This window comes from Candidatus Uhrbacteria bacterium (assembly GCA_016699205.1).
GTDB lineage: Bacteria > Patescibacteriota > Patescibacteriia > 2-12-FULL-60-25 > 2-12-FULL-60-25 > CAIXDN01.
The window spans coordinates 684,278-708,473 of the sequence record CP064964.1 but is presented as its reverse complement, the minus strand read 5'-3'; the positions used below and the strand labels follow the sequence as shown (position 1 = coordinate 708,473).

Genomic DNA, 24,196 nt, shown 5'->3' with positions numbered 1-24,196 from the left:
TAGACTCCAGTAAAGATTTTATTTAGCTGTGTTGACACAAAAAATAAAGCTCGTCCTGGCCAAAACTGCCCTCGCAACCTTGCGTGGGTTGTCTGCATTTCGTCGCCTGATCGGACGCCTTTGGAAGCCCGCTCAACCATTCGCGACGGCTCTTGGCCGTATTGGAACGCGTTACCTCTTTCTTCCCGCTTATCGCGTGGTCACCGTGCTGCGTTTGCGCTTCGGAAAAATCTTTTCTTCCGTGCGTGGTGTCGCGTTTGTCTTTGTCTCTAACCGCTACGTCTTCCATATCGTTGTAGCCGGCGTCGGTATCGTAACCATTGCCACCCAATTCCAAACCAAGAGCGCCACCGCCCTCGATGCGGGACAGCGCAGCTTGCTCTACTCCATCGTTAGCGATGGCCGTGAAACCCTCGTAGAGGAAGACGTCCATCCGGAATTAGCAGCCAAGGACGCCCGCTATTTGGGCGCAGAAACCATTGAAGCTCTTCCTTCGATCGACTTTGACTACGGCGACATTGGAGATGAACCTATCGCCGATTTGACCGTCCCAGGCTCTATTGCCGCTTTACCAGGATCCGAGCATCCGGGCGAGCCATCGGAAGTCATCGTTGCCCGCACCAAAACTGAGCAGTACTCCGTTCAGGACGGCGACACCATCAGTACGATCGCCCGACGCTTTGGCGTGAACGTTGGAACCATTCTTTGGGCCAATAATTTAACCGTTCGCTCAACCATTCGCCCAGGATCAAGCTTGAAGATCCCTCCGGTTTCAGGTGTTCTTCATACCATTAAGAAAGGCGACACCCTCAAGAAAATCGCCAGCACATACGATGCAAGCGAGGAAGAAATCAATGCCTTTAACAAGCTTTCAGAAGGCGCAACGCTCGCCATCGGTGAAGAAATCATGATTCCTGATGGAACACCTCCGGAAATCAACACACCGATCGCAATCCGCAAACCAGCAGCCAACAATATCCGTCCCGATGTACCGATCGCCCGTATCGCAAACAAAGCTGTCGACGTTTATCAGGAACTGACCGGCCAACAGGACTCACGCACGAAACCAACCGACATAGCCGATGCCGAAGAGGAAGATTCAAAAGCAAAAACGAAATTCCTCTGGCCAACCAAGCAGCGCATCATTAACCAATATTACGGCTGGAAACACACAGGTCTCGACCTTGAAGGTGATTACGTCGATCCGATTTACGCCTCGGCTGACGGAGTCGTAGAAACAGCTGGCTGGAATAGCGGCGGCTACGGTCTCCAGATCATCGTCAATCACGGTAACGGCAATAAAACGCGTTACGCCCACGCTTCAAAGATGTACGTGAAGGTCGGCGACACCGTAAAGCGCGGAGAAGTCATCGCCATGGTCGGCACAACAGGCCGCTCAACTGGTACGCACTTGCACTACGAAATCTACATCGCAAACAAGCGCGTGAACCCGCTCCCCTACATCCGTTAATCGATCAAGAAAAACCCGCCTTCACGCGGGTTTTTCTATACCTATGACGTCATCTCCTCGCTTTACTATCATTCAACTACATGGTTGAACAAGCTCTCCTACTCGACTCGATCTTCAGCTCTCTCGCCGATCCAACGCGACGGGATATTTTGCGTCGAGTCGCCAAAAAAGAGCTATCCATCGGTGAGATCGCCAAAGCATACGACCTGACATTTGCCGCAATTTCCAAGCATCTCGGCGTACTAGAGAAAGCCAAACTTATTCTCAAGCATCGTCGCGGCAAACAGCAGGTCGTACAGCTCGCACCAACAACCATTCTGCAGGCAACACATCATCTCCAGGACTACGAACGCATCTGGAATGATCGCTTTGACCGATTAGAAGCTTATTTACTTAAGGAACAAAAGAACTACGTCTCCTCTCGCAAAAAATAATATGCCCCAAACCATTCTCATTGAACGCGTCATCCATGCTCCGCGCGAACGCGTCTACAAGGCGATGCTCGATCCAAAAGACCTGGTTCATTGGCATCACGCCGATGAATCGGACTACGCCTTATGCCGAGTCCGATGCACGCAACGGTGGAAAATTCAAAATCGGCTTCAAATCCCCTGATGGAAAAAACGACTTTGATTTTGAGGGTGTCTACAACGAGCTCGTTGAGCCAGAACGCATCGTCTACACCATCGCAGATGGCCGACCTGTCACGATTGTTCTCAGTGATGAAGGCGGTAAAACCAAGGTCTCACTTACACTCACTCTGGAAGACGAGAACAGCGCAGAACAACAGCGCGAGGGCTGGGGCTTGATGCTTAAGCACCTCGGAGAATACTTGGAATGCTCCTAATCTCATTCAATAATTCTTGATCCTAGCAACAAAAAACATATGGCTAAACCGCTCGTCATAACCCGCATTTTTGATGCCCCGCGTGAACTCGTTTGGAAAGCCTGGACCGATGTCGAGATGCTCAAAAAATGGTGGGGTCCAAAGGATTTCACGGCACCTATTATCAAAATGGATTTCAAAGTTGGAGGTAAATATCACTGGTGTATGCGTGGCGCAGGACCAGACGGTAAGATCGGCGATTTCTGGACCACCGGAGAATTGAAGGAAATTATTCCACTGGAAAAACTCGTTTACACGGATAACTTCTCAGACGCAGAAGGAAATGTCGTCCCAGCATCAGCCTACGGAATGAGCGGTGGCGACTGGGGTGAAGGTATTGTGACGATCAAGCTGGAAGATATGGACGGTAAGACAAAAATGACCCTTACGCATGAAGGCCTGCCAGAGGGCGATATGCAGGAACAAACAAGCGCTGGTTGGATGCAATCGCTCGATAAGATGGAGGCAATTCTGTAGCGTCCCATGGACATCTGCATCACCTGCGGCTTACCGATCAGCGTTTCCTATTCCGGTGACGTCGGTCTGAAAACCAAAGATGGCTGGATCTGCGGCTATGACATCCTGCACGGAAAAGTGAAAAGCCCAGAAGAAATCTTCAAACAAAACGTCACTTATTTCTCGGGACTACCCGTTACGGTCGACCTCGATCTTGCGACTCGCCTCGCCCGAAAAACATTGAACACGCTCCCCTATTGGAAAAACCAAAACATCCCAATTCTGAGTGGCCCTGAAGCCTCCGAAGAAGAGCTAAAAGAAGCCATGTCAAAACACTAAAACAACAAAACTCCCACCTTTCGGTGGGAGTTTTGTGTGGTGGACCCTAACGGGATCGAACCGTTGACCTCTTCCATGCCATGGAAGCGCTCTACCAGCTGAGCTAAGGGCCCGAGGAAACGAGTGTAACAAGAAGTAATCTTCTTGTTACCGAGTGACGAGGGACCGGATCGTGATAACGATACGGGCCCAGGAGCAGGAAAATAATGCCAAAACGCGCTCCTTCCGTCAATCCCTAGGCACCAAACGCGGAAAGTCGATAACGACGAATCCCCCGTACCCGATCTGCCTGCTTACGATTCCCTTGTGCCATCCGGAATCCTTTTGCCAAACGCATCGATTGCCCAGCAGACAAATGCGGAGCATCTGCACCTGTAACCACGCTCTCCCAAAAATCCGCTGCCTCATCAGCCTGCGAAAGCCACATCGGCTCCCAATCATCCGCCAAACTCACGGCTTCATCTTTTTCAACGATAGGAGGTTCAACAGATACCGTTGAAATTTCAACGCTCGCAACTGGAGTTGGTGCAGACTCGTTTTCTTCCTTGAGTGAGGTAGCTCGAGGCAACTCGATGCCTCTCAAACGTAATTCCGAAGCGAGCATTTCTTGCCGCTCAAAACGTACGAGACTTTTATCGCCCTTAGAAACTTGCGCATGCCTCTCCCAGTCATTCCACTCATTTAACAATTCAGAACGACTCTGACGGGCCAAAATGAGGCGATAAAGTGCTCGTCTAACTGAAAGGAGCTCCTGACAAACAACGTCCCAACGTTCTGCAAGTATTCCGTCTGGCTTTTTAGATAAATCCTCAATCAACTCTTTCAACAAAGAACCATGTCCGCTAAAAGCGGAGTCAAGAAGCTTGCTGATTGTTTTCGCTTCGGAAAGCAGAAGCCGGCGCATCTCCTGCGGAGACGGCCGGCGTTGCTCATGCCCGCCCTGCGTCCACGATTCGGGAACGAAGGATTCAATCAAGCGATTGAGGCGCTTGAGAAGATTGCGGGGGTCAAACATGGTTTTTTTTACTGACGAACCGGGTTGATGTCGGACTGGCTGTTGATTTCTTCACGGATCGGCTCTGGCAAGTTACGCGTCTCCGGGCGCAAGTTGGCGTTGACGGCTGTCGTCAAAGCGTTCAAACGCTGCTGGATCGCGGCATTACCCGGATACTGTTCTGCCAACGGCTTGATCTGATTCAAAGCATCCTGATACTGGCCGCGTTCCTCGAGCATTGCCGAGAGATACCAGCGGGCATTCACGTTGGAAGGTTCGATCGTCGAGACTTGCTGCATGAGCTCAAGCGATTCGTTCTTTTGATTGTTGCGGTAGTAAAGAATCGAGAGTTCAAAAGCGACTCCGAGATCCTTATTGTTGATACGCAAGACATTCTCAAGCTCCGTGATCGCATCCTTCACGCGTCCCTGGCGCTCGTAAACAATACCGAGGTGATAGCGGGCTGGAAGATAGTCAGGCTTGGCTGCAATAGCAGCCTTAAGCTTCTGCTCGCCAAGAGCCAAGTTGTCATTCACGTTCTTCTGAGTCTCGGCGCGGGCGGCAGCATCACCAGCATTCAACTGTGTGCGATAGGCATCCGAGCGGAGCAAGTAAAGCTTACCGACTTCGTTCAAGAAGACCGGGTTCTGCGGTTCACGCATCGTAGCTTCCTCGTAGTTCTTGATCGCAAATTCATCAGCACCACGGGTAAAGCTCGCGACACTCTGGTAGATCAAACCGAGGTTAGACCAGTTGTCGACGTTTGCCGGGGCAAGCTTGGTGGCGTTCAAACCCATGTCGACAGCCATCTTGATTTCATTCTGAATGGCCGGAACCTGTTCTGCAGACGCACCAGCCTGAATCAAGTTAGCCGCCTTGATCAAGTGAGCCTGCGACAAGTTACGCATGTACATGTCGAGCATCGGGTTAAGCGAGCTCGCCTTCTGAATCTTGACGATGATCTCATCCACTGGCTTTCCGGCGCGGAAGTCATTCACAGCACCCGTGAATGCAGCATCCGCAACATAGCGCTGACCAGAGATCCAAGTGACCGAGATACCGCCGATCAAAGCGACCACGAACACGACCGAGAGAATACCGTAAGCATACGTGCTCTTACGTGCATCCCAAGTCATCGTGTTGCGGCCAACCAACGAACCAAGCAAGGAGAACAAGAGCCACAGCGCAAACACATGCGCCATGTTGTAGTTGTAGAAGAAGGAAACAAACACCAAGGTCAACCAACCCGTGAAGACGATAAGGTAGGCATACCAAACATCATCATTACGCTCGCTCATCAAGTGACCAGCGCTCTTTACGATGGCCGAGATGATAAGGAGGAGCCAAAGGGCGGCACCAACGATACCCGTCGTAGCGAGCAAGGTAAGGAAGAACGAGAAACCACGATCAAAGCGGACATTCCAGAACGGTGAAAGGTTCACCATCTGTACGCGATACTTGGCATAGTCGTAAATCCACGTACCCGGACCAGAACCAAACACCGGCATCTCACGCAACGCCTCCTTGGCAATGTTCATGGAAGCCATGGCGGACGGCGAGACTTCAGACGGCAAGTTCAAGTTGATCGGCGTGCGGAAGAACAAGAGCAAAACCGAAACCGCGATCAAGACACCCGGAATAGCGAGCTTGGCCGGAGAACCAATCTGACGCGTACGCAAGTAGCCGATAACAACCGTGAGCAAGGTTCCAAAAAGCAATGCAGCCCAAGCGACCCAGTAGTCGACAATGATCAAAGAGATCAAGGAAACAGCGATCGTGGCCCATACCATTCCACGAGCAACCTGCCCGCTCATTTTCTGAGAGCCGAGCAAGCAGACATTGTTTCGGCAGCCATGGAAAGCAAGGCTAGAAGCAATGATAAGCGGAATCGTCATGTAAACGGCAAAGCTGAAGACGCTACCAACGCTCGTAAAGGTCTTTACCTGGGAAGCAGCGACCGGAATCAAGAAGATACCGAACATCTGCAGCAATCCGTAAACACCAGCGATAAGCGAGCTAAGCAGGAAGCTGAAAACAAAGTCGTAAACCTGCGAGGTCTGGCGGATGCGGTGAACGGAAACGACGTAAAACACCACCAAAGCTGCAACCGTAGAAAAAGCCCACGGCATCTGTCCAAGCGTACCAACCATCGAGAGATAGCGGTCACCGGAAAGAAGGGAGACGAGCAGGTAACCAAGACCAAAGAGGACGGCTACCAAGTGAATCCAGCTTCGGACAATCGTAAACTGCTTGTCGGCCAAAGCCTTACCCAACCAAGCCACACCGGCTACCGTCGCCAAAATGACGAGGATGGTCTGCTTGTTCAACTCAAGTACGTCGATCGTAAGCGAGCTAAAAAACAACGGGATCAAAAAGACGGCGCCATGAAGACAAACGTCGATGATCGTATTAAGAACTTTTGAAACACCCGGCATTGATTTAAGGGGCTCCGGGTTGCTCGCGCTAGGCGAGCCTTCGAAACGAGAAAAAATAGTGCTCATAATGTGCTATTTGGATTGGAGTATAACACACGTGTAATACGCATGTGCATAATGTTCAACAAGTATAGCACGCTCACGCAGCTAAGAAGCCTCTGTCGATGTGGGGCTAACAACAGGTATTTCTCCCTCAGAGATAAATTCTTCCTCTACTTCTGGCATTTCCTCGGGAGTTTCGATGATCGGCTCGGTCGTGGTCGGCGATGCAGGTGGCTCCGGCTCATCTACGATCGGTTCGGTACTCGTCGTAACCCAATCGGTCGGCATACCGGTTAACGGATCAACCGTCGCATACGTACCGTCCGACATTCGCATAACATCCCTTCCCGTCGTAGCTTCTACGCGCCAGGCAAACACGACGTCATGATCCTGGGTTTCTTGCATAATGATCTCAAAACCCGAGTCAGAATATCCATCCGTCCACCAAGCCCCGCCCGTAGACCCACGCGGCGTAACTTGCACATTCGGATAGGCGTTAAGTGTCGGGAACTCGATACGAACCTTCTTGGCGCCTGCGCTAATCGTCGCAAATCCCTGCTTACCCTGGCTGACAACGATCTCAGAAGAGACCTCTGGATCCTCTTGCTCCGCGACTTCCTGCTCATTCACCCAATAATTCGGATTCACAAACACTTCAATCTTGCTGATCTCCGCACCATCAAAATCCTCAAGCGCCAAACCGACAACAGGACCAGAACGGACCGCCTTAGCCGCGACACCCGGAATCGATGTCGGAGCCAACGGATCACCAGCCTTAATCGCGCCGTTCATGCTGGAAACCTTGGTCGGAACACGGCCAGAAAGAGCAATAGGATACGTCGATGTCGCCGGACGTCCCGCAATAAATGCCGGGCGTGTCGATACAATACCGAGCAACATATCATCTTCATTCAACGAGCGCTGTACATGGGTGCGGCCATGATCAGAGACAACGACCAAATCACCTGGTTCCAAGCTCATCCGGTGAATAATAACGTTCGGCAAAGTCATAGGTATCCATGCTCTGGAAACCATCGGCATTTGTGGAAATATAAGTCGAGGTAGGATCATCGGCATTCACAAACAAATACCACTGATTTTGTATTCCCCCTCCTCGCAAACTCGGAAACAATCTTCCTCCAACATGAAGATCATTCATCACAGATACATTACCGCTATCATCAACCTGTATCGATCCATCTGACGCAAGAGCCATGCCAGCCCAATAACCTACATTAACAAACAACTCAGCCGTTCCGGTCGCAGACGCGCTTTCCAGCGCATAGCCAAGCACCATTCCTGGCCGCGTGGCCTTCATGGCATATCCAGGAACATCCGATGAAACCAATGCGTCCCCAACTTGAATCGGTCCATTGTTCATCGAAACTTTTACTGGCACTCGACCAGCAAGGGCAACGCGCGTTCCACCAGACCAGCCTAGAACAAATCCCGGAGCGGTAGAGACAACACCGATGACCTTGGAATCATAGGCAACACCGCCGCTCTGCTTAACAGTAGCTGTGCTTGATGCATCAAGAACAAGCACGTCCCCCGCATCAGCCGTACCTGTAACGGAATAAAATTCAGCAATATCAAACGCATTTGCCAAGATGGGTCCGTCCGCCATAATCGAAGCCCCATTAATATTTGTCGTAGGACAGCCTGTACCGCTAAACGTATCATCGATACACAAACCTCCAAAAGTCGTGGCAGAAGAGTAACCGATCGTCATCGTAAAATTACTTGGTTCAGCAAGGGTGCTCGTGGTGCGGTTCGCGAGGAATGTCCGCGTTTGTGAGAATGTCGATGACGAAGGAAGCATGTCTAATGTTGCGATGCCATACCAACTTGTCGCCGACCCCTTATTGAGATAAGCCTGCGTGCCGGAAGCGGTACTGTTTTGACGGAAATAAATACTTCCAATTTGTGCATTCACGACATCATTTGGATCACTAGAACCAACATTAACCGTGACTTCTCCGGAATTTGAACCCAAGTTCCACAAATGAATCATCGAGGACGTTCTTGTATCCGTATATTTACGGATCGTCATGGCTGCTTCCGCTCCGAAGCCGTTTAACATGGCATCATTATCAGTTAACTCTAAGACCGTTGCGTTTGAACCAGAGGCATTCACTCCAAAAGACATCTGATTGAACTCGTTATAATAGGAGATTCTCGAACCGGCAGCATTGACCGGATCATTCAAATCTTTCGTAAAATTTAACAGCGTAGCATTAACCGAACCAAAGAGATTGAAATTACCGATTAAAAATCCTTCCGATCCCGTCGTAGAAATCGACAATAACTGTGACAGTTCAAAATCGGTTGGAGCAGGAGCGTCAATATAAAATGGCGTTGAAGTCGATGGTAACAAGATATTCACGGTTCCTGTCACATTGAGCGCCCCTCCCACACTCAACGTCCCGGTTACGCTTGAGCTTGCGGCTACAAACCCGCCAAAGAGCGTAAGAGTACTTGTCGCTAATGCGCCTCGATTCGACACCGTAAGCAGCGTCTCTGTACCTGAAGCTGGACAATTCGTACCGTTAGAGAGACAAACATTGAATCCTCCGACGGTAACATTGGTCGTAGAGACGGTTCCGCTAAAGAAACCATTTCTAAATTCAAGCGCAGACGTACCAAGATCGAAAGTGTCATTTGACGTAGGAACGAGGTTCACGCCAAAGTTCATATCTGCTCCATTCCCACCACCAACAGGAAGCTTGATGACATTATTGTTACCACCGTTCGTCACCCACATATGGGTGCCATCAAACGCAATGCCGTTTGCAGCTACTCCATTTGTTGATGTAACGACAACAGCAGCGTTGGTATTAACATCAATCTTTATAACATCAGCTGCGATACCCTTCGTCACCCACATATGGGTGCCATCAAACGCGAGACTATTAGGAGACGTTCCAGTCATCGTCGCAACAACGGTATTAGCCGTGATATCAATTTTAGAGATGGTATCTTGTGTTTGATTCGCAACCCACATATGGCTGCCATCAAACGCGATACCTAAAGCACCAGTTCCTACCGTCGTCGTCGCAACAACGGTATTACTTACGATCTCAATCTTGTTAGCATTAGCGGAAGTAGTATTAGCAACCCACATATGGGTGCCATCAAACGCAATGCCGCTAGGACCTGTTCCAACCGTCGTCGTCGCAACAACGGTATTGGTCGTAATATCAATCTTGGAAACGTTGTTAGAGCCTGTGTTAGCTACCCACATGTGTGTTCCATCAAAGGCAACAGCATTAGGACCTGCTCCTACCGTCGTCGTCGCAACAACGGTATTGGTCGTAATATCAATCTTGGAAACGTTGCCAAAAGATTGGTTGACCACCCACATGTACGTACCGTCAAAAGCAATATCAACAGGATTTGTTCCAACCGTCGTCGTCGCAACAACGGTATTGGTCGTAATATCAATCTTGGAAACGTTGTTAGAAGCAGCATTCACAACCCACATATGGCTGCCATCAAAAGCAGCGTTTGTAGGAGAGTTACCGACAGGAACACGAACACTCTTGCCGCCATTCACAGCCGTCTTCAAGAGCGGCGAAAGAAACCAGCGATTTAGATAGCGAGCATCAAGGCGACTTGAAGCAACAATACCAAGGCTTGCTGAGAGCGTCAGCGATCCATCATTCTTGTTGATATAACCATTGCCGTAATGGGTCGATCCAGGTCCAGCAATAAAAGCGCCATTGGTATACACGCTGGAAGCAGACCCGATATTGCCAGCCACAAAGAGATCATCGCCCGTGAGCTGGAAGGCGGTGTTCATGCCGCTAGCCGTCGTGGCCCCAATCACGAGATCAGCTCCGGCTCCGGTCGAGGAGTTCTGACCGATCAGGAAGCGTGAAGTGGTTGTATTGTTAAGGAAAACAAACGGAGCATTGCCTAGGGTAGAAGAGCCGATAGCGATATCGGTCGTTGCAGTCGCGTTTCGCGCAAAATCTCCAGCGAGGTTGAAGGTCCAGTTAAGGTCAGCTACACCAGAAGAAGCCGGACAGTTGGTGCCATCCGTCAAACAAACAGAGACAAAGGTGAGACCTCCGAAGCCATTGGTACCAATGACGGTAGAAGAAGCGCCATCCGCAAATGGAAGGACAAAGTTCTCGGTGTTAGCGGTATTCGGAGCCTCTAAGCTCACCATGCCTCCACCGATGGATTCAAAGCGGAATTGCGGTTGATTGGAAGTGCCTGCAGCATTGAGATAGAGATGTCCCGGCTGTCCAAGGGAGTCACCAGGCGTGAGATAGATATTTCCAGCTGGGTTTCCGCCAAGACCGTTGCCAGCCAGGATATTCACGTCACCGGCAAGACCAGAAGTAACATCACCGGCGATAATGCTGATGGAAGGCTGGGTCAGGAATGCGCTGTCAGCCGAAATAACGAGCGCGCCATCGGTCTGATTGATGAATCCGTCTCCAAACAAGGTAGGACCGGTTTCTCCGGTAACAAGCATGCCATTGGAGAAGATCGAGGAAACCGAACCAATATTGTCGGCGGCAAACAGATCATTGCCATCGAGGACAAAGTCGGAGTTCAGGAAAACATCGTAGGTAGAGGTACCGACATAGACATCGCGCAAAAGGGTGCTTGTTCCGGCAACAGCAAAGGTTCCTGTGACAGAAGAGGAAGCTGCCACAAAGCCGCCAAAGAACTGGGCCGTGGTAGTCGTGAAGCTGCCGCGTGCGGTGACCGACTGGAGGGTGTCATTAGAGGAACCGCTTGCCGGACAGCCAACGCCATTGCTCAAACAGATACCGACACCGGAAACGGTAGCTGTGGCAAAGTTAGCCGTATTGGCATACAAGAACGATGAAGTGACTGTTGCGAACGTACCTGTTGAGGCAAACAGGAACGTACCAGTCGCATTGCGGAAGTTGAGGTTAGAAACCGTACCGGTTGCCGCAGAGAGAATGTTGATATTCGCATTGGTTGCCGTAGCGGTCGTAAAGCCACCCAATGTCGCAAAGAGGTTAGTCGTGGTGACCGAAGTACCGGTAGCCGTTGTGAAGTCGACATTGCGGAGCGAGGTAGAACCGACGACGACAAAGGTACCTGTGACCGAGGATGAAGCTGCGACGAATCCACCAAAGAACTGGGCCGTAGTGGTCGTGAAGCTGCCGCGAGCCGTGACCGATTGGAGGGTGTCGAGGCCAGAAGAAGCCGGACAATTGGTGCCATCCGTGAGACAGACGCTTGAGAAATAGAGTTGATTATTTCCATCCGTCGCAATCACAGTACCGGATGCACCGGTAAACTGCGGCAGAATCCAAATCGTACTTGATGCAAGAGTATTTGCAGCTCTAAAACCAACAAAATCATCGTTAGAACCTGCAAGCTCACCAAAACGCAACTGTGCCGTGATGTCTGTATTATTTGCATCTTGAATCATCACAAACGTAGCAGCATCATTCAAGGAACTGGCAGCAGAAGAAATGCCCGGGCGAAGATAGATAGACCCTGATTGATCAAAGCCAGTACTATCACTTCCAGCATTAAGCTGAATGTCCCCTGCAACACCATTATTTGCACCGCCAGATTGAAGCAACACATCTCCGCCATCACCAAGACCAACACCGCTGCCACCTACCAAGGCGGCCGTTCCCGCGAGATCACCGCTCGATGTACCGCTATTTCCAGCAAAAACCTGCGCCCAACCACCATCACCACCAGAAGCGCCGTCGCCAGCCGTCATAAATGCAGCGCCACCATCCTCTAAACCAACGATCCCATCGCCAGCTCGCAAACCTAGATCACCATAATCTCCTGTAAGCGAGCTAAAAGCTTGAATTTCAAGTATTCCGTTTGTCTTTGTAATTGAACCATCGGCATAGATAGTTGACGAGCTACCGGCGACAAACGACCCATTCGTATAGATCGATGAAACCGAACCAATGCTTCCTGCAACAAATAAATCATTGCCGTCTGCAGCAAACAGCGAGTTTAGACCTCCAGAATATGTAGAAGTACCAACATAGGCGTTCTGAAGCAGGTTAGCGCTTCCCGCAACATTCAACGTCCCCGTCACACTCGAGCTTGCAGCCACAAACCCGCCAAAGAACTGGGCGGTGGTGGTCGTAAAGGAACCGCGAGCCGTGACAGATTGAAGCGTATCGTTAAGCACGGTACCGATTGGACAACCAACACCATTTGCAAGACAAACGGCCTGACCGGAAACGGTTGCTGTTGCAAAAAAAGCGTTATTCGCGAAAAGATCAGTTGTAGTAACCGACAATGAGACAAGCGTTCCGCTGACGGTCGCGGTCGCATTAAAAACAAAGCTTCCCGTCGAGGTGCCTCCAGCAAACTGGATCGCGTTGGTGGTCGTATTGCCGGCATTCGTCACCGTCTGGAGATTCGGCGAGGTTCCTGACGGACAATTCGTTCCATCAGCCAAACAGACGAGCTGACCGGTAACAGTAAGGTTGGTTGTAGAAACCGTCGTCGCAAGCAGTGTTCCACCAGCGGCATTCGAAAACAAAAGATTCGAAGCAAAAAGATTTGTTGAAGTGGTGTTCGTACCTGTCGCGTTCGTCCATGTGATGCCAACGACACCCAGACTATCCACTGTCAGATTTGTAAAGGCACCATTTACACCAAACACATTGGTACTTGTAACGCTTGTCGCCGTCGCATTCGTAAACGTAACTCCAGCAAGAGTAGAGACTCCCGTCACGTTAAGAGTACCCGTCGCTGTGATGTTGGAAGCTGTAAGCCCGCCAAACAAGGTAAGGGTGGTGGTGGTAAAGCTTCCGCGATTGGATACGGTCTGAAGCGTATCGGCTTCAGCGACTGATCCCGTGGAACAGAACAGTCCATTGGAGAGACAAATCCCCTGTCCGGCAACGGTTGCGGTCGCAAAGGAAGCGATGTTGGCGTTCAGGTTGGTGGAACTTGTCAGGCCACTGACAAAAACATTGGTAGACGTGACTGATCCTTGGCGATTGATGGAAAAGACGACCGCGTTTGCATCATTGATGCCTCGAATCAAGAAGTCATTGGAGTTAGAGGTTCCATTGGATCGAACATCGAGAGTGGAACGGGTTCCCGTAGCGGCATCGTTCTGGGTTTGATTGAGGGTGAAGAGTGTTTGCCCCCCCGATGCCGTACTCGAGGCATACATCCCCTGCAATTGTCTGGCATTGAAAGCCTGAGGAGCAGAAGCAAAGCGCTTTCGAGGGCTCATTTCAGCATCAGCGTTGATAGTGACGCCAAGGTAGAGCTGGTCGGAGTTCCAGTTCACGGTATCGAGCGTGTTCTGACTTCCCCCTGCAGCAGACGTATCGCCAAGAAGAACGGTGAAGAGACCATTCTGGACATTCACGGTGAGCGGCGTTGGAGTCGCCAAGGTACCGGTCGCTGTCCAAAGACGAGTACCTGCTGTCGATGCGTCGTATAACGAAAGATAGACGGAGTAGTTTCCATCAGCCACTGGGAAGCCCGAGCTATCCATGAGGCGAGCTTGATAGTTGATCTGATTGTTGATTTGAGGAGCAGCCAAGACAGCCGAGGAAGACAGAAACAACCCACCGAGAAGGAGGGTGAGAGCGATCAAAAAAGGACGAAGGGAACGGGGCATGTCGATGACCAAAAGTGTGAACTCTTAGCCTACTTCAATTGTATGATTAATTAATCAATGAGACGAAAGTTAGCTAAAACAAAAGGTAAACGATAATTTTCTACGTTACCTATATTATCTTCACTATGTGGATAACCTGTGTCCAACTGTGTACACGCAATTTCAAACTACCCAGACTAGATCGCTTCACTTGATGTTGCGGATGCCTCTGAATCTGTTGACCCAGTAACAGAATCAGTGGAGGTCGATTCGCTTCCCGACAAAGCTTCAGTCGAAGTCGTCATCGGAGACTCCTCAATAATCGATTCCGTCGTTGTTGGTGTCGTAAAACCAAAAGGTAAACCCGTCACAGGATCAATGTCTGCAGATGTGCCGTCCGATAAATTCAATCGATCACTTCCCTGTAACGGCTCCACCTGCCATGAGAAGTAAGCATCGAATGTCTGTTCAGCTGACATCAAGATATCGAAACCCGTATCGCTATATCCATCCGTACCCCAATTACCCTGAATCAAGCCACGCGGTGTGACCTGTACAAACGGATAGGCGCCGATCGAGTCAAAGCTGATATGTACGCGCTTTGAGCCAGCAACGATCATACCGACACCGCGACGCGTCACACCTGAAGTAACGTTATTAATAACCGTATTATTGATAATCGTTTCCTGATTTGTCTCGGCTTGATTGGTCCACCAACCCGGATTCACAAACACCTCAATACTACCGACATTCGTCTGATCGTAATCTTCCAAGGCCAAACCAACGATCGGTCCTGTATGAATTGCCTTAGCAACAACTCCAGGAATCGATGTCGGAGCCAACGGATCACCTGCCTTAACAGCACCGTTCATACCAGAAACCTTGGTCGGTACACGGCCAGAAAGCGCGATTGGATATGTCGATGTTGCCGGACGTCCCGCAATAAACGCAGGACGAGTCGATACGATACCCAATACCATAGCCTTATCGTTCATTGAGCGCTGTACATGCATGCGTCCTGAATCGGAAACGATGACCACATCACCCGGCTCAAGTGAATCCGGTGAGTAATAGCGCTCCGCAAAATCATACGTATCCATACTCTGCCAACCTTCTGCATTGGTTGAAATATATGCAGCCGTCGATGATGTATCATCGACAAATACATACCAATCATCTTGTAGCCCCCCGCCTTTAGAGGAAGGATAAAACTTACCTGCAACTGACAAACTACCTGCAACAGAGGCATTTCCTACCTGGTCGATCGAAAGCAAATCCGTTCCTGATGTTGACCGAATACTAAAGCGCGAAGTTGTTGCAGAAAGAATATCCGTCAACAGCGTAAAAGATGAGGCTACAACCGATGTTGAAGATGCATCCCAAGCCTCACCACGGAAAGTAAGGCCCCATGAATCGGAAGTCGGGTTTAAATCAGTAGCAGATACGGAAGCGGTGATCGTGAGATCGTCATGAATCGTGGTAATTGTGCCATCCGTTGCTAAAATAGATCCCGCCCAATACCCGACAGCAACAAATACTTCAGCCGTACCCGTAGCAGACACGCTCTGAAGCGCGTGACCAATAATCATACCCGGCTTCGTCGCCTTCATGGCATAGCCAGGGACATCGGAAGACGTAAGAGGATCGCCAATCTGAACCGGACCATTGTTCATCGAGATCTTGGTCGGAACGCGGCCCGTAAGGGCAACAGCGACATCGGTACTGGAAGGATTGAACCAGCCGAGTTCAAATCCAGGATTCAAGGAGACGATACCGATGAGTTTCGGATCATACATCGTGCCCGAATGCTTCGTAACCATCGTAGATGTCGATGTTTCAAGAACAAGGAGATCTCCGCCTTCAGCCGTACCAGATACCGAGTAACGCTCAGCCAAGTCAAAGGCATTCGCCGTGATACCTGCATCCGTCATGATCGAGCGGCCGCCAATGTTGGAAATCGGACAACCGCCGCCAGTGATTGCATCATCAACACAGAGACCGCCACGGTTGGATGAAGAAGAATAATCGATATACATCGACCAAGAATCACGGTTAGCTGGAGGAACGTTGAAAGAAGGTGAAACAGCAATCGAATCAACCAAGATACCCCATGCCGTATATGGCGTGGTACTTGAGTTGTAGGCATTGCGAACGCGGAGGATAGCATCCGTGGAAGAACCAGTGATCGTGGAAGGACCCTGAACCTGAATACCGCCATTGCCGACACTGAGCCCCGTCTTCACATTGAGATAGCTGCCGATATCAGCACCTTCGGCCACATTCAATTGACCCGTAAACAAAGAGCCGATATTCGCAGAAGGAGCGTCAACACCCGGTAAACGGATCACATGCAAGAGCTCGCCATCACCGACATACGCATAGCGTCCCTTCACATCCACCCCAGCCGGAGACCCCGGACCATTGAAGCCCCACACAAGAACCGGACGCGTGGAACTCGAAACATCAAAGACACGGAAGTTATCAACGCTGCCCAAACCCGTATCCGATGTCACATACAGATAGTCACCTGCTTTCGTGACATTGGAAATATTTCCACTAGAAATCGGGGGAACCGTTGAGAGCAGTCGAGGGCTTGCCGGGTTGGAGACATCGACGATCACAAGACCGTTGGTATCATCCGTGACATAAGCGATGCCTTCTGACACGAACACCTTTTCTGCAGAACCGGCCGTATTAAGAATACCGATCTGGCGGAGATCGACCGGATCCGAGGCATCAAGAATACGCAAACCGTCAGCACCATCACCGACATAGAGATAGCGGTCCTGGAGATAAACGCCTTGGGAGGAATTCGTACCGCTGCCATCAAAGGTCTCCTTCAGGACAGGAGTATACGGATTGCCGACATCAACCACTTCCACACCCGTACCAAGCGCAGCAATATATGCATAGCGGCCGGAGACAAATACCTCATGAGCCGTTCCAAGACCGGTGGTTGTACTGATCTGTCTGAGAACGCCGGTAGCATTCTCCGTACTGAAGATCGCAAGGCCGTTGGTGCCTTGAGCGACATAGAGATAGCCGCCAGCCACAAACAAGTCGCGTCCGCTTGCAGAGGAAAGCACGCCAGCCGCCGTATTGGTTGCGAACTCTGGGTTGGCAATAGAAATCTGATGGACGCGCGTACTCGCATCATTCGTCGTATAGACATAGTCGCCGGCGGCATATACTGATTGGCTGGCAACACGGACGGTACGTACGGCTGTTGCGGAACCAAATCCGGAAACATCGATATCAGAGGCACTGATGGAACCGCGTGCCATGATGCTGCCTCCGGCATGAATGCCTCCACCGACATACAGCTGATTGCCGATCGTGAAGTCATTTTCAATCAAACCTGTGCCTGCCTGGACGGAACCGACGAGCATGGCGGGGGCAGTAATACTTGGCATCTCATAGATGAAATAGGCGCTTGCTGTACCAACATGTAACTGATTGCCCTCAACCTGCATATCTTGAACACTACCCGATGCAAGCGTTGTCACTAAGAATGGATTAGTGGAGCTTGAAACATCAAAAACCGCTACTCCTGTCGAGCCTCCGACATAGAGATAGTTGCCTGAAAGTGCGACCTCAGTAGGTGCAGACTGACTCGATGGCACGGAACGAGCAACAAAAGGCTCCGTTGAAGAGGCGATGTTAATGATAGTAAGTTCATTGGAGCCGCTTTCAACCATATAAGCATAGTTCCCTTCTGCAACGACACCTTGAGGATTACTAAAACCCGAAATATAGGAAGTATGCGTCGGTGAATACGGATCACTTACATCGATAATATAAAAATTATCGGTTCCAATATCCGTCATGTATGCATAGCGCTCTTTCACATACAAGCCATTCGTCTGGTTGCTGCCAACAAGACAAAGAGTACACGGGAGCTGCGCGGTCCCTAGTTCAGTTAGACGCGTAGCATCAGAAATATCATAAATAGCCAATCTCGCATCTCGAGTAACATAGAGATAACCACCTGAGAGAAAAGCGGCATAAGGCGCATTACCAGTAGATGTCGCAACGAGCTCAAGACTTGATGGACTTGATATGTCGTACACGTTAATCGTTGCGCCAACCTGGTAAAGGTAATCATTTTTAAATACAAGATCTCCTACATCATTTGCAGCAAGAATATTTGCAATATTTACCGGAACCACCGGGTCAGAAATATTATAGACAAGCTGAGACGAGGTAATAAGTTCACCGTCATAAATGGCTGTAATCCCATTATGTACGGCGATCTGCTTGCCGTTACTCGAGATACCTGTACGTGACGAAGTAGCAAAGCTTGTCGCCCCCACAATAACCGATGACCCAACCAGCGGACCTCGTGAGAACACGCCTTCAATACCGGCAAGAATACCTCCAGCCACATTGAGACGTCCGCCGATATCGAGGTTGTTAAGAACCTGACCCGAGCCCATCTCAAGCGATCCGATCTTGGCACTCGAGATATCGGCGCCACCAAGATCAAGAATAGCGAGACCGCTTCCAAAGTCGGCCACATAGAGGTACTTGCCAGAAATCATCATGCCAAAAGCGGCACCCGGAGTATTGTATTCAGCGATCTTGATGAGGCCATTTGGATCAGTAATATCAAGGACTTCAATGCCATCAACATGCTTGGAGAGGTAGAGATAGCGGCCAGAAAGAGTAATGTCATTCAATTGAAGCGAAATGACAGGTGAATAGGTATCGAGTGACACCGGAGCAGCCGGGTTCGAAATATCGATGGAAACAACATCGGCTCCATCATTAACCACGTAGGCATATTGGCCAGACACGATCACCGTTCCAAGGTTGTTAAAGCCGCCGAGCGTACCAGTTGCCGTTGGATTGGAAGGGTCCGTGATGTCGTAGATACGGAAGGTCGTATCATTAGCAACGTAAGCAAACTTGCCCTGTACATCAACGCCTCCGACAGAACCTGTAAGGGTAACAATCGCCGTAGACGTCGGAGCTGTCGGACTTGAGATATCAACGATCTGGAAATCCTGGCCTCCCATATAGGCATACTGGCCGGAGATAACAGGTTTGGTGCTGCCGAGACCGTTAGCGTAATAGCCGACCTGAACCGGACGGCCCGGTCGGGAAATGTCGATAATCTTGAGACCATCAGCAGCCACATAGGCATAGTCCCCGGCAAGCGTGAGGTCGCTAGCATTCACGGAAGCGAGGGTTGAGATGAGGGTCGGATTAGAAGGATTGGATACGTCGAGTGCAACAAAGTTGCTGTCGGCGAGATAGGCGATATTGTTGCGGACAGCGACTCCGGTCGGGAACGTGGTGAAATTGGAGCTGGTCGCAAGAGTAAAGACAGGGTTAACAAGGTTGAGAGCCGATCCGCTTGCTGTTCCAAACGCAATAGTTCCTGACGCGTAGATATTGCGGAATGAGCTTGTGACCGATCCGAGGTTCAATGTGTTGTTTGCACTTGGTCTAAAGACATTCGATGAAGCACTCACGACGATGTCGCCAGTGGTACGGGCAATATATCCATCTCCATACAAAGTCGATCCGCTGCCTGCAATAAAGGCGCCATTGGTATACACGCTCGATGCCGAACCGATATTGCCAGCCACAAAGAGATCATCACCCGTGAGCTGGAACGCGGTGTTCATGCCGCTTGAAGTCGTGGCACCGATCACGAGGTCGGCGCGGGCTCCGGTTGTCGTATTCTGTCCGATCAGCAAACGTGAAGTCGTCGTGTTATTCAAGAAGGCGAATGGCGCATTGCCGATCGTCGATGAACCGATGGCAATATCCGTTGTAGCCGTCGCATTACGTACAAAATCACTGGCAAGATTAAAGGTCCAATTAAGATCAGATCCGATCCCTGCCGGACAATTCGTCCCATCCGTCAGACAGACAGAGACAAAGGTAAGCGCACCAGAACCATTTGTTCCGATAACGGTAGAAGAAGCTCCATCGGCAAACGGCAAGACAAAATTGACAGAGTTGGAAGTACTTGGAGATTCAAGACTGATAAAGCCGCCGCCAACAGAAGTAAAGCGGAACTGAGGAGTATTAGAAGATCCTGTGACTGGCTGGAAATATAGATGACCAGGGTTACCAAAATCAGCATCTCCAGGAGTTAAATAGATATTACCCGCCGGAGGGCCACCGCTCGCGTCACCCGCTCGAATATTGATATCACCAGCGGGAGCAGAGACGGTATCACTAGCTCGAAGAGTAATGGATGGTTGATTAAAGAAATCGTATTGAGTCGAGATAACCAAAGCGCCAATATCCTTAATAAATCCATTTCCAAATAAAGTTGGATCAGTTTCTCCGGTAACGAGCATGCCATTGGAGAAGATCGAGGAAACCGAACCAATATTGTCGGCGGCAAACAGATCATTGCCATCAAGGACAAAGTCGGAGTTCAGGAAAACATCGTAGGTAGAGGTACCGACATAGACATCGCGCAAAAGGGTGCTTGTACCAACAACGGCAAACGTACCCGTGACGGAGGAGGAAGCAGCTACAAACCCTCCAAAGAACTGGGCCGTAGTGGTCGTGAAGCTGCCGCGTGCGGTGACCGACTGGAGGGTGTCGAGGCCAGATGCAAGCATGTCCAAAGTCACGATACCCACCCAACCATTCGAACCAGCGTCAGCAGTTTTAAGATATGCTTGAGTACCCGCGGTCGTGCCTCCATTGTTGAAGAAAATACTTCCAGGCTCTGCATACACAAGGCCCTCAGGACAACCAACGCCGACATGTTGTACGATTCCGGCCGAATCGATGTCATTAGCCAGTCTGAGAGCAGCCGTAGATGAAACACCGGCATTATTCTTAATCTCTACCGCGGCACGACTTTGGGTTCCACCATTGTTCGTATTGTAGAGAGTGAGATCAGACATCGATAAACCAGCCTCCAACAAACTAAGAGCAAAGGCATTGCTAGTATGACTGTAATACGCCAATGCGCCACTCGCTGAAACAGGATCAGTAATGTCGTCAGTGAACGCGAATGCGCTTAAATCCTGACCAAAAGCTCGAATCTTTTGAGCAATTAAGCCCGTTGAAGACCCGACAGTAGAAATAGACAAGCCGCTCGATCGATCATTTGCATTCGGAAAAGAAACTTTAATCGAGACAGGATTTGAAGTTGCCGTAAGAGCAACGTCCATAGAACCAGTTACATTCAAAAATCCTGCAACCCCAAACGTACCAGTAACACTCGAGGAAGCAGCGACAAAACCGCCAAAGAACTGAGCTGTGGTGGTCGTGAAGCTGCCGCGGGCCGTAACAGACTGAAGGGTTTCTGTTAGCGCGTTGTTGACGGGACAACCAACACCATTAAATAGACAGATCGCCTGGCCTGAAACAGTGGCCGTGGCAAACGTGGCCGTATTAGCAATGAGCGTTAGACCTGTCGCCGACTGAAAACCCATTGTCGATACAAATGAGCTAGTCGTTGTCGTGTGAGTACTTGTTGTATTACCAAACACGCCATTATAACGGTTCGTCACCGATCCAAGACTTACGGCTAGATCGACAGAAGGCGTTATGAAACCTCCAGAAGCATCAATCGTGAGATTGCCATCATTCTTGTTGATATAGCCGTTGCCAAAAACTGTTGATCCGCTTCCGGCAATAAAGGCGCCATTTGTATACACGGAAGAAACAGATCCAATATTTCCCTGAACAAATAAGTCGTCCCCCGTTAACTGGAAAGCCGTATTCAAACCGCTTGATGTCGCCGCGCCAATAACCACATCGGCCAAGGCTGTTCCGCCACCGACCACCAAACGGGAATCAGTAGTGTTATTCAGGAAAACAAATGGCGAGCTTGGCTGGCTTGAACCGCCAATCAGGACATCAAGCGTCGTCGTAACCTGATAGAGCTGCTGCGTACTCGAGTTGAATACCCAGTTGCCATCGCTAGCACTCCCTCCCGATACCGGACAGTTCGTATTGTCCTGCAAACACACGTTAACACCGTTAACCGTAAGCGCTGTCGTGATATTGAGCGAGCCTCCCGCACCTGAACCAAAATTAAGTGCATTAGCTAGTAACGTTGTGCCGCTTGCGACATTGAAAGAGAGGTATCCCGTCGTCGTAGCGTTTACACCCGTCGCATTCGTAAATGTAAGACCAGCTAAAGAAGACACCCCGCTCACGTTCAAGGTACCAGTCGCAATAATGTTTGAGACTGTAAGTCCACCAAAAAGTGTAACCGTAGTTGTCGCAAATGAACCACGGTTGGTAACTATGGCAAGTGTATCGGTTTCACCTGCCGCCGGCACACAACCCACGCCATTGGAGAGACAAATCCCCTGACCCGCCACGGTCGCTGTCGCAAAGGAAGCGATGTTGGCCGTAACGTTCGTCGATGTCACGCTCGTACCCGTCGCATGAGTGAAGTGAACGGATTGAAGATTGGAGGTTCCAGTAACAGAAAGTGACCCGGAAATATTCAACGTCCCCGTCACACTCGAGCTCGCAGCCACAAACCCGCCAAAAAGCGTCAATGTTGAAGTAGCAATGGAACCGCGGTTGGATACAGTAAGCAGCGTGTCAGACTCAATCGTTGTCGATGCGGGACAGAAAGTACCATCAGAAAGACAGACGCCTCGTCCTGCCACGGTCGCCGTTGCAAACGTACCGATATTTGCCGTGAAGCTGGTACCGGAAGCCGTCGTAAAGCCAAAAGAGGAAACAAAGGCAGAAGTACCCGTCGACGCCGTGTAAAGAAGATTCGCTGCAAACAAATTGGTTGTCGTTGCATTGATGCCCGTCGCATTCGTAAACGTAACTCCGGCAAGCGTTGAAGCACCCGTCACGTTAAGAGTACCCGTCGCTGTGATGTTGGAAGTTGTAAGCCCGCCAAACAAGGTAAGGGTGGTGGTGGTAAAGCTTCCGCGATTGGATACGGTCTGAAGCGTATCGGCTTCAGCGACTGATCCCGTGGAACAGAACTGTCCATTGGAGAGACAAATCCCCTGTCCGGCAACGGTTGCGGTCGCAAAGGAAGCGATGTTGGCGTTCAGGTTGGTGGAACTTGTCAGGCCACTGACAAAAACATTGGTAGACGTGACTGATCCTTGGCGATTGATGGAAAAGACGACCGCGTTTGCATCATTGATGCCTCGAATCAAGAAGTCATTGGAGTTAGAGGTTCCATTGGATCGAACATCGAGAGTGGAACGGGTTCCCGTAGCGGCATCGTTCTGGGTTTGATTGAGGGTGAAGAGTGTTTGCCCCCCGGATGCCGTACTCGAGGCATACATCCCCTGCAATTGTCTGGCATTGAAAGCCTGAGGAGCAGAAGCAAAGCGCTTTCGAGGGCTCATTTCAGCATCAGCGTTGATAGTGACGCCAAGGTAGAGCTGGTCGGAGTTCCAGTTCACGGTATCGAGCGTGTTCTGACTTCCCCCTGCAGCAGACGTATCGCCAAGAAGAACGGTGAAGAGACCATTCTGGACATTCACGGTGAGCGGCGTTGGAGTCGCCAAGGTACCGGTCGCTGTCCAAAGACGAGTACCTGCAGTCGATGCGTCGTATAACGAAAGATAGACGGAGTAGTTTCCATCAGCCACCGGGAAGCCAGAGCTATCCATGAGGCGGGCTTGGTAGTTGATCTGATTGTTGATCTGAGGAGCAGCCAAGACAGCCGAGGAAGACAGAAACAACCCACCAAGAAGGAGGGTGAAAGCGATCAAAAAAGGACGAAGGGAACGGGGCATGTCAACGCTGTGGAATCTGCTTTCTAGTGCGAAAACAAAAGCCTCTACTATTCTATAAATTTCGCTTTATAGAAAGCGATTATGTGAATTTATGCTCTATATATAGTAAAAAATGGCTAAGCTAAAGTTAAAATAATAAGTATAAAAAGCTGTGGATAAACTGTTAAGAAGTGTACTTAAGCAAAAAGCCTGCCCTGTGGTCTTGGGGCAGGCTTTTCATTAAAAGTCTTTGGGGAAAGACCGGATTATTGATGTACTACATATGCTTATATATATGA

Annotated in this window: 10 protein-coding genes and 1 tRNA gene; 5 read left to right on the top strand and 6 right to left on the bottom strand. The window is 50.2% G+C overall.

Annotated features, from left to right (window positions below; translation table 11 throughout):
- The first annotated feature begins 28 nt into the window (after nt 1-28).
- The 5 genes from IPH19_03430 (at nt 29) to IPH19_03410 (ending at nt 3,152) form a co-directional block, all read left to right on the top strand.
- The gene (locus tag IPH19_03430) at nt 29-1,471 is read left to right on the top strand and encodes a LysM peptidoglycan-binding domain-containing M23 family metallopeptidase (GenBank protein QQR60440.1); all 1,443 of its coding nucleotides are present in this window, start codon (nt 29-31) and stop codon (nt 1,469-1,471) included.
- An 80-nt stretch (nt 1,472-1,551) separates the two neighbouring features.
- Nucleotides 1,552-1,905, top strand: coding sequence for a winged helix-turn-helix transcriptional regulator (locus IPH19_03425; protein QQR60439.1), 354 nt, complete (start codon nt 1,552-1,554; stop codon nt 1,903-1,905).
- Nucleotides 1,906-2,009: 104 nt separating this feature from the next.
- A complete protein-coding gene (locus IPH19_03420) occupies nt 2,010-2,318 on the top strand; it encodes an SRPBCC domain-containing protein (protein QQR60438.1) in 309 nt (102 codons plus the stop codon).
- Nucleotides 2,319-2,357: 39 nt separating this feature from the next.
- On the top strand, nt 2,358-2,834 hold the full coding sequence (locus tag IPH19_03415) for an SRPBCC domain-containing protein (protein ID QQR60437.1): 477 nt from the start codon (nt 2,358-2,360) through the stop codon (nt 2,832-2,834).
- Nucleotides 2,835-2,840: 6 nt separating this feature from the next.
- On the top strand, nt 2,841-3,152 hold the full coding sequence (locus IPH19_03410; protein ID QQR60436.1) for a hypothetical protein: 312 nt from the start codon (nt 2,841-2,843) through the stop codon (nt 3,150-3,152).
- Nucleotides 3,153-3,189: 37 nt separating this feature from the next.
- On the opposite strand, the gene IPH19_03405 is transcribed toward IPH19_03410, so the two are convergent.
- The 6 genes from IPH19_03405 to IPH19_03380 all read right to left on the bottom strand — a co-directional run bounded on the left by IPH19_03405 (nt 3,190) and on the right by IPH19_03380 (nt 23,918).
- A tRNA-Ala gene (locus IPH19_03405) sits at nt 3,190-3,265 on the bottom strand.
- A gap of 122 nt (nt 3,266-3,387) precedes the next feature.
- On the bottom strand, nt 3,388-4,167 hold the full coding sequence (locus IPH19_03400; protein ID QQR60435.1) for a hypothetical protein: 780 nt from the start codon (nt 4,165-4,167) through the stop codon (nt 3,388-3,390).
- 8 nt (nt 4,168-4,175) lie between these two features.
- Nucleotides 4,176-6,581 carry a tetratricopeptide repeat protein gene (locus IPH19_03395; protein QQR60434.1) on the bottom strand — a complete coding sequence of 802 codons (2,406 nt, stop codon included), beginning with the start codon at nt 6,579-6,581 and terminating at the stop codon, nt 4,176-4,178.
- Nucleotides 6,582-6,728: 147 nt separating this feature from the next.
- On the bottom strand, nt 6,729-7,634 hold the full coding sequence (locus IPH19_03390; protein ID QQR60433.1) for a hypothetical protein: 906 nt from the start codon (nt 7,632-7,634) through the stop codon (nt 6,729-6,731).
- Nucleotides 7,585-14,232, bottom strand: a complete 6,648-nt coding sequence (locus tag IPH19_03385) for a hypothetical protein (protein QQR60432.1) — start codon at nt 14,230-14,232, stop codon at nt 7,585-7,587. Before IPH19_03385 ends, IPH19_03390 begins: the two co-directional genes overlap by 50 nt.
- 176 nt (nt 14,233-14,408) lie before the next feature.
- On the bottom strand, nt 14,409-23,918 hold the full coding sequence (locus tag IPH19_03380; protein QQR60431.1) for a hypothetical protein: 9,510 nt from the start codon (nt 23,916-23,918) through the stop codon (nt 14,409-14,411).
- Nucleotides 23,919-24,196: the final 278 nt, after the last annotated feature.

What these genes read in the sequence shown, in the direction of transcription:
- IPH19_03425 (QQR60439.1), top strand. Translation starts at nt 1,552, where the DNA reads ATGGTTGAACAAGCTCTCCTACTCGACTCGATCTTCAGCTCTCTCGCC.
- IPH19_03420 (QQR60438.1), top strand. Translation starts at nt 2,010, where the DNA reads ATGAATCGGACTACGCCTTATGCCGAGTCCGATGCACGCAACGGTGGA.
- IPH19_03415 (QQR60437.1), top strand. Translation starts at nt 2,358, where the DNA reads ATGGCTAAACCGCTCGTCATAACCCGCATTTTTGATGCCCCGCGTGAA.
- IPH19_03410 (QQR60436.1), top strand. Translation starts at nt 2,841, where the DNA reads ATGGACATCTGCATCACCTGCGGCTTACCGATCAGCGTTTCCTATTCC.
- IPH19_03400 (QQR60435.1), bottom strand. Translation starts at nt 4,167, where the DNA reads ATGTTTGACCCCCGCAATCTTCTCAAGCGCCTCAATCGCTTGATTGAA.
- IPH19_03395 (QQR60434.1), bottom strand. Translation starts at nt 6,581, where the DNA reads ATGCCGGGTGTTTCAAAAGTTCTTAATACGATCATCGACGTTTGTCTT.
- IPH19_03390 (QQR60433.1), bottom strand. Translation starts at nt 7,634, where the DNA reads ATGACTTTGCCGAACGTTATTATTCACCGGATGAGCTTGGAACCAGGT.
- IPH19_03385 (QQR60432.1), bottom strand. Translation starts at nt 14,232, where the DNA reads ATGCCCCGTTCCCTTCGTCCTTTTTTGATCGCTCTCACCCTCCTTCTC.
- IPH19_03380 (QQR60431.1), bottom strand. Translation starts at nt 23,918, where the DNA reads ATGCCCCGTTCCCTTCGTCCTTTTTTGATCGCTTTCACCCTCCTTCTT.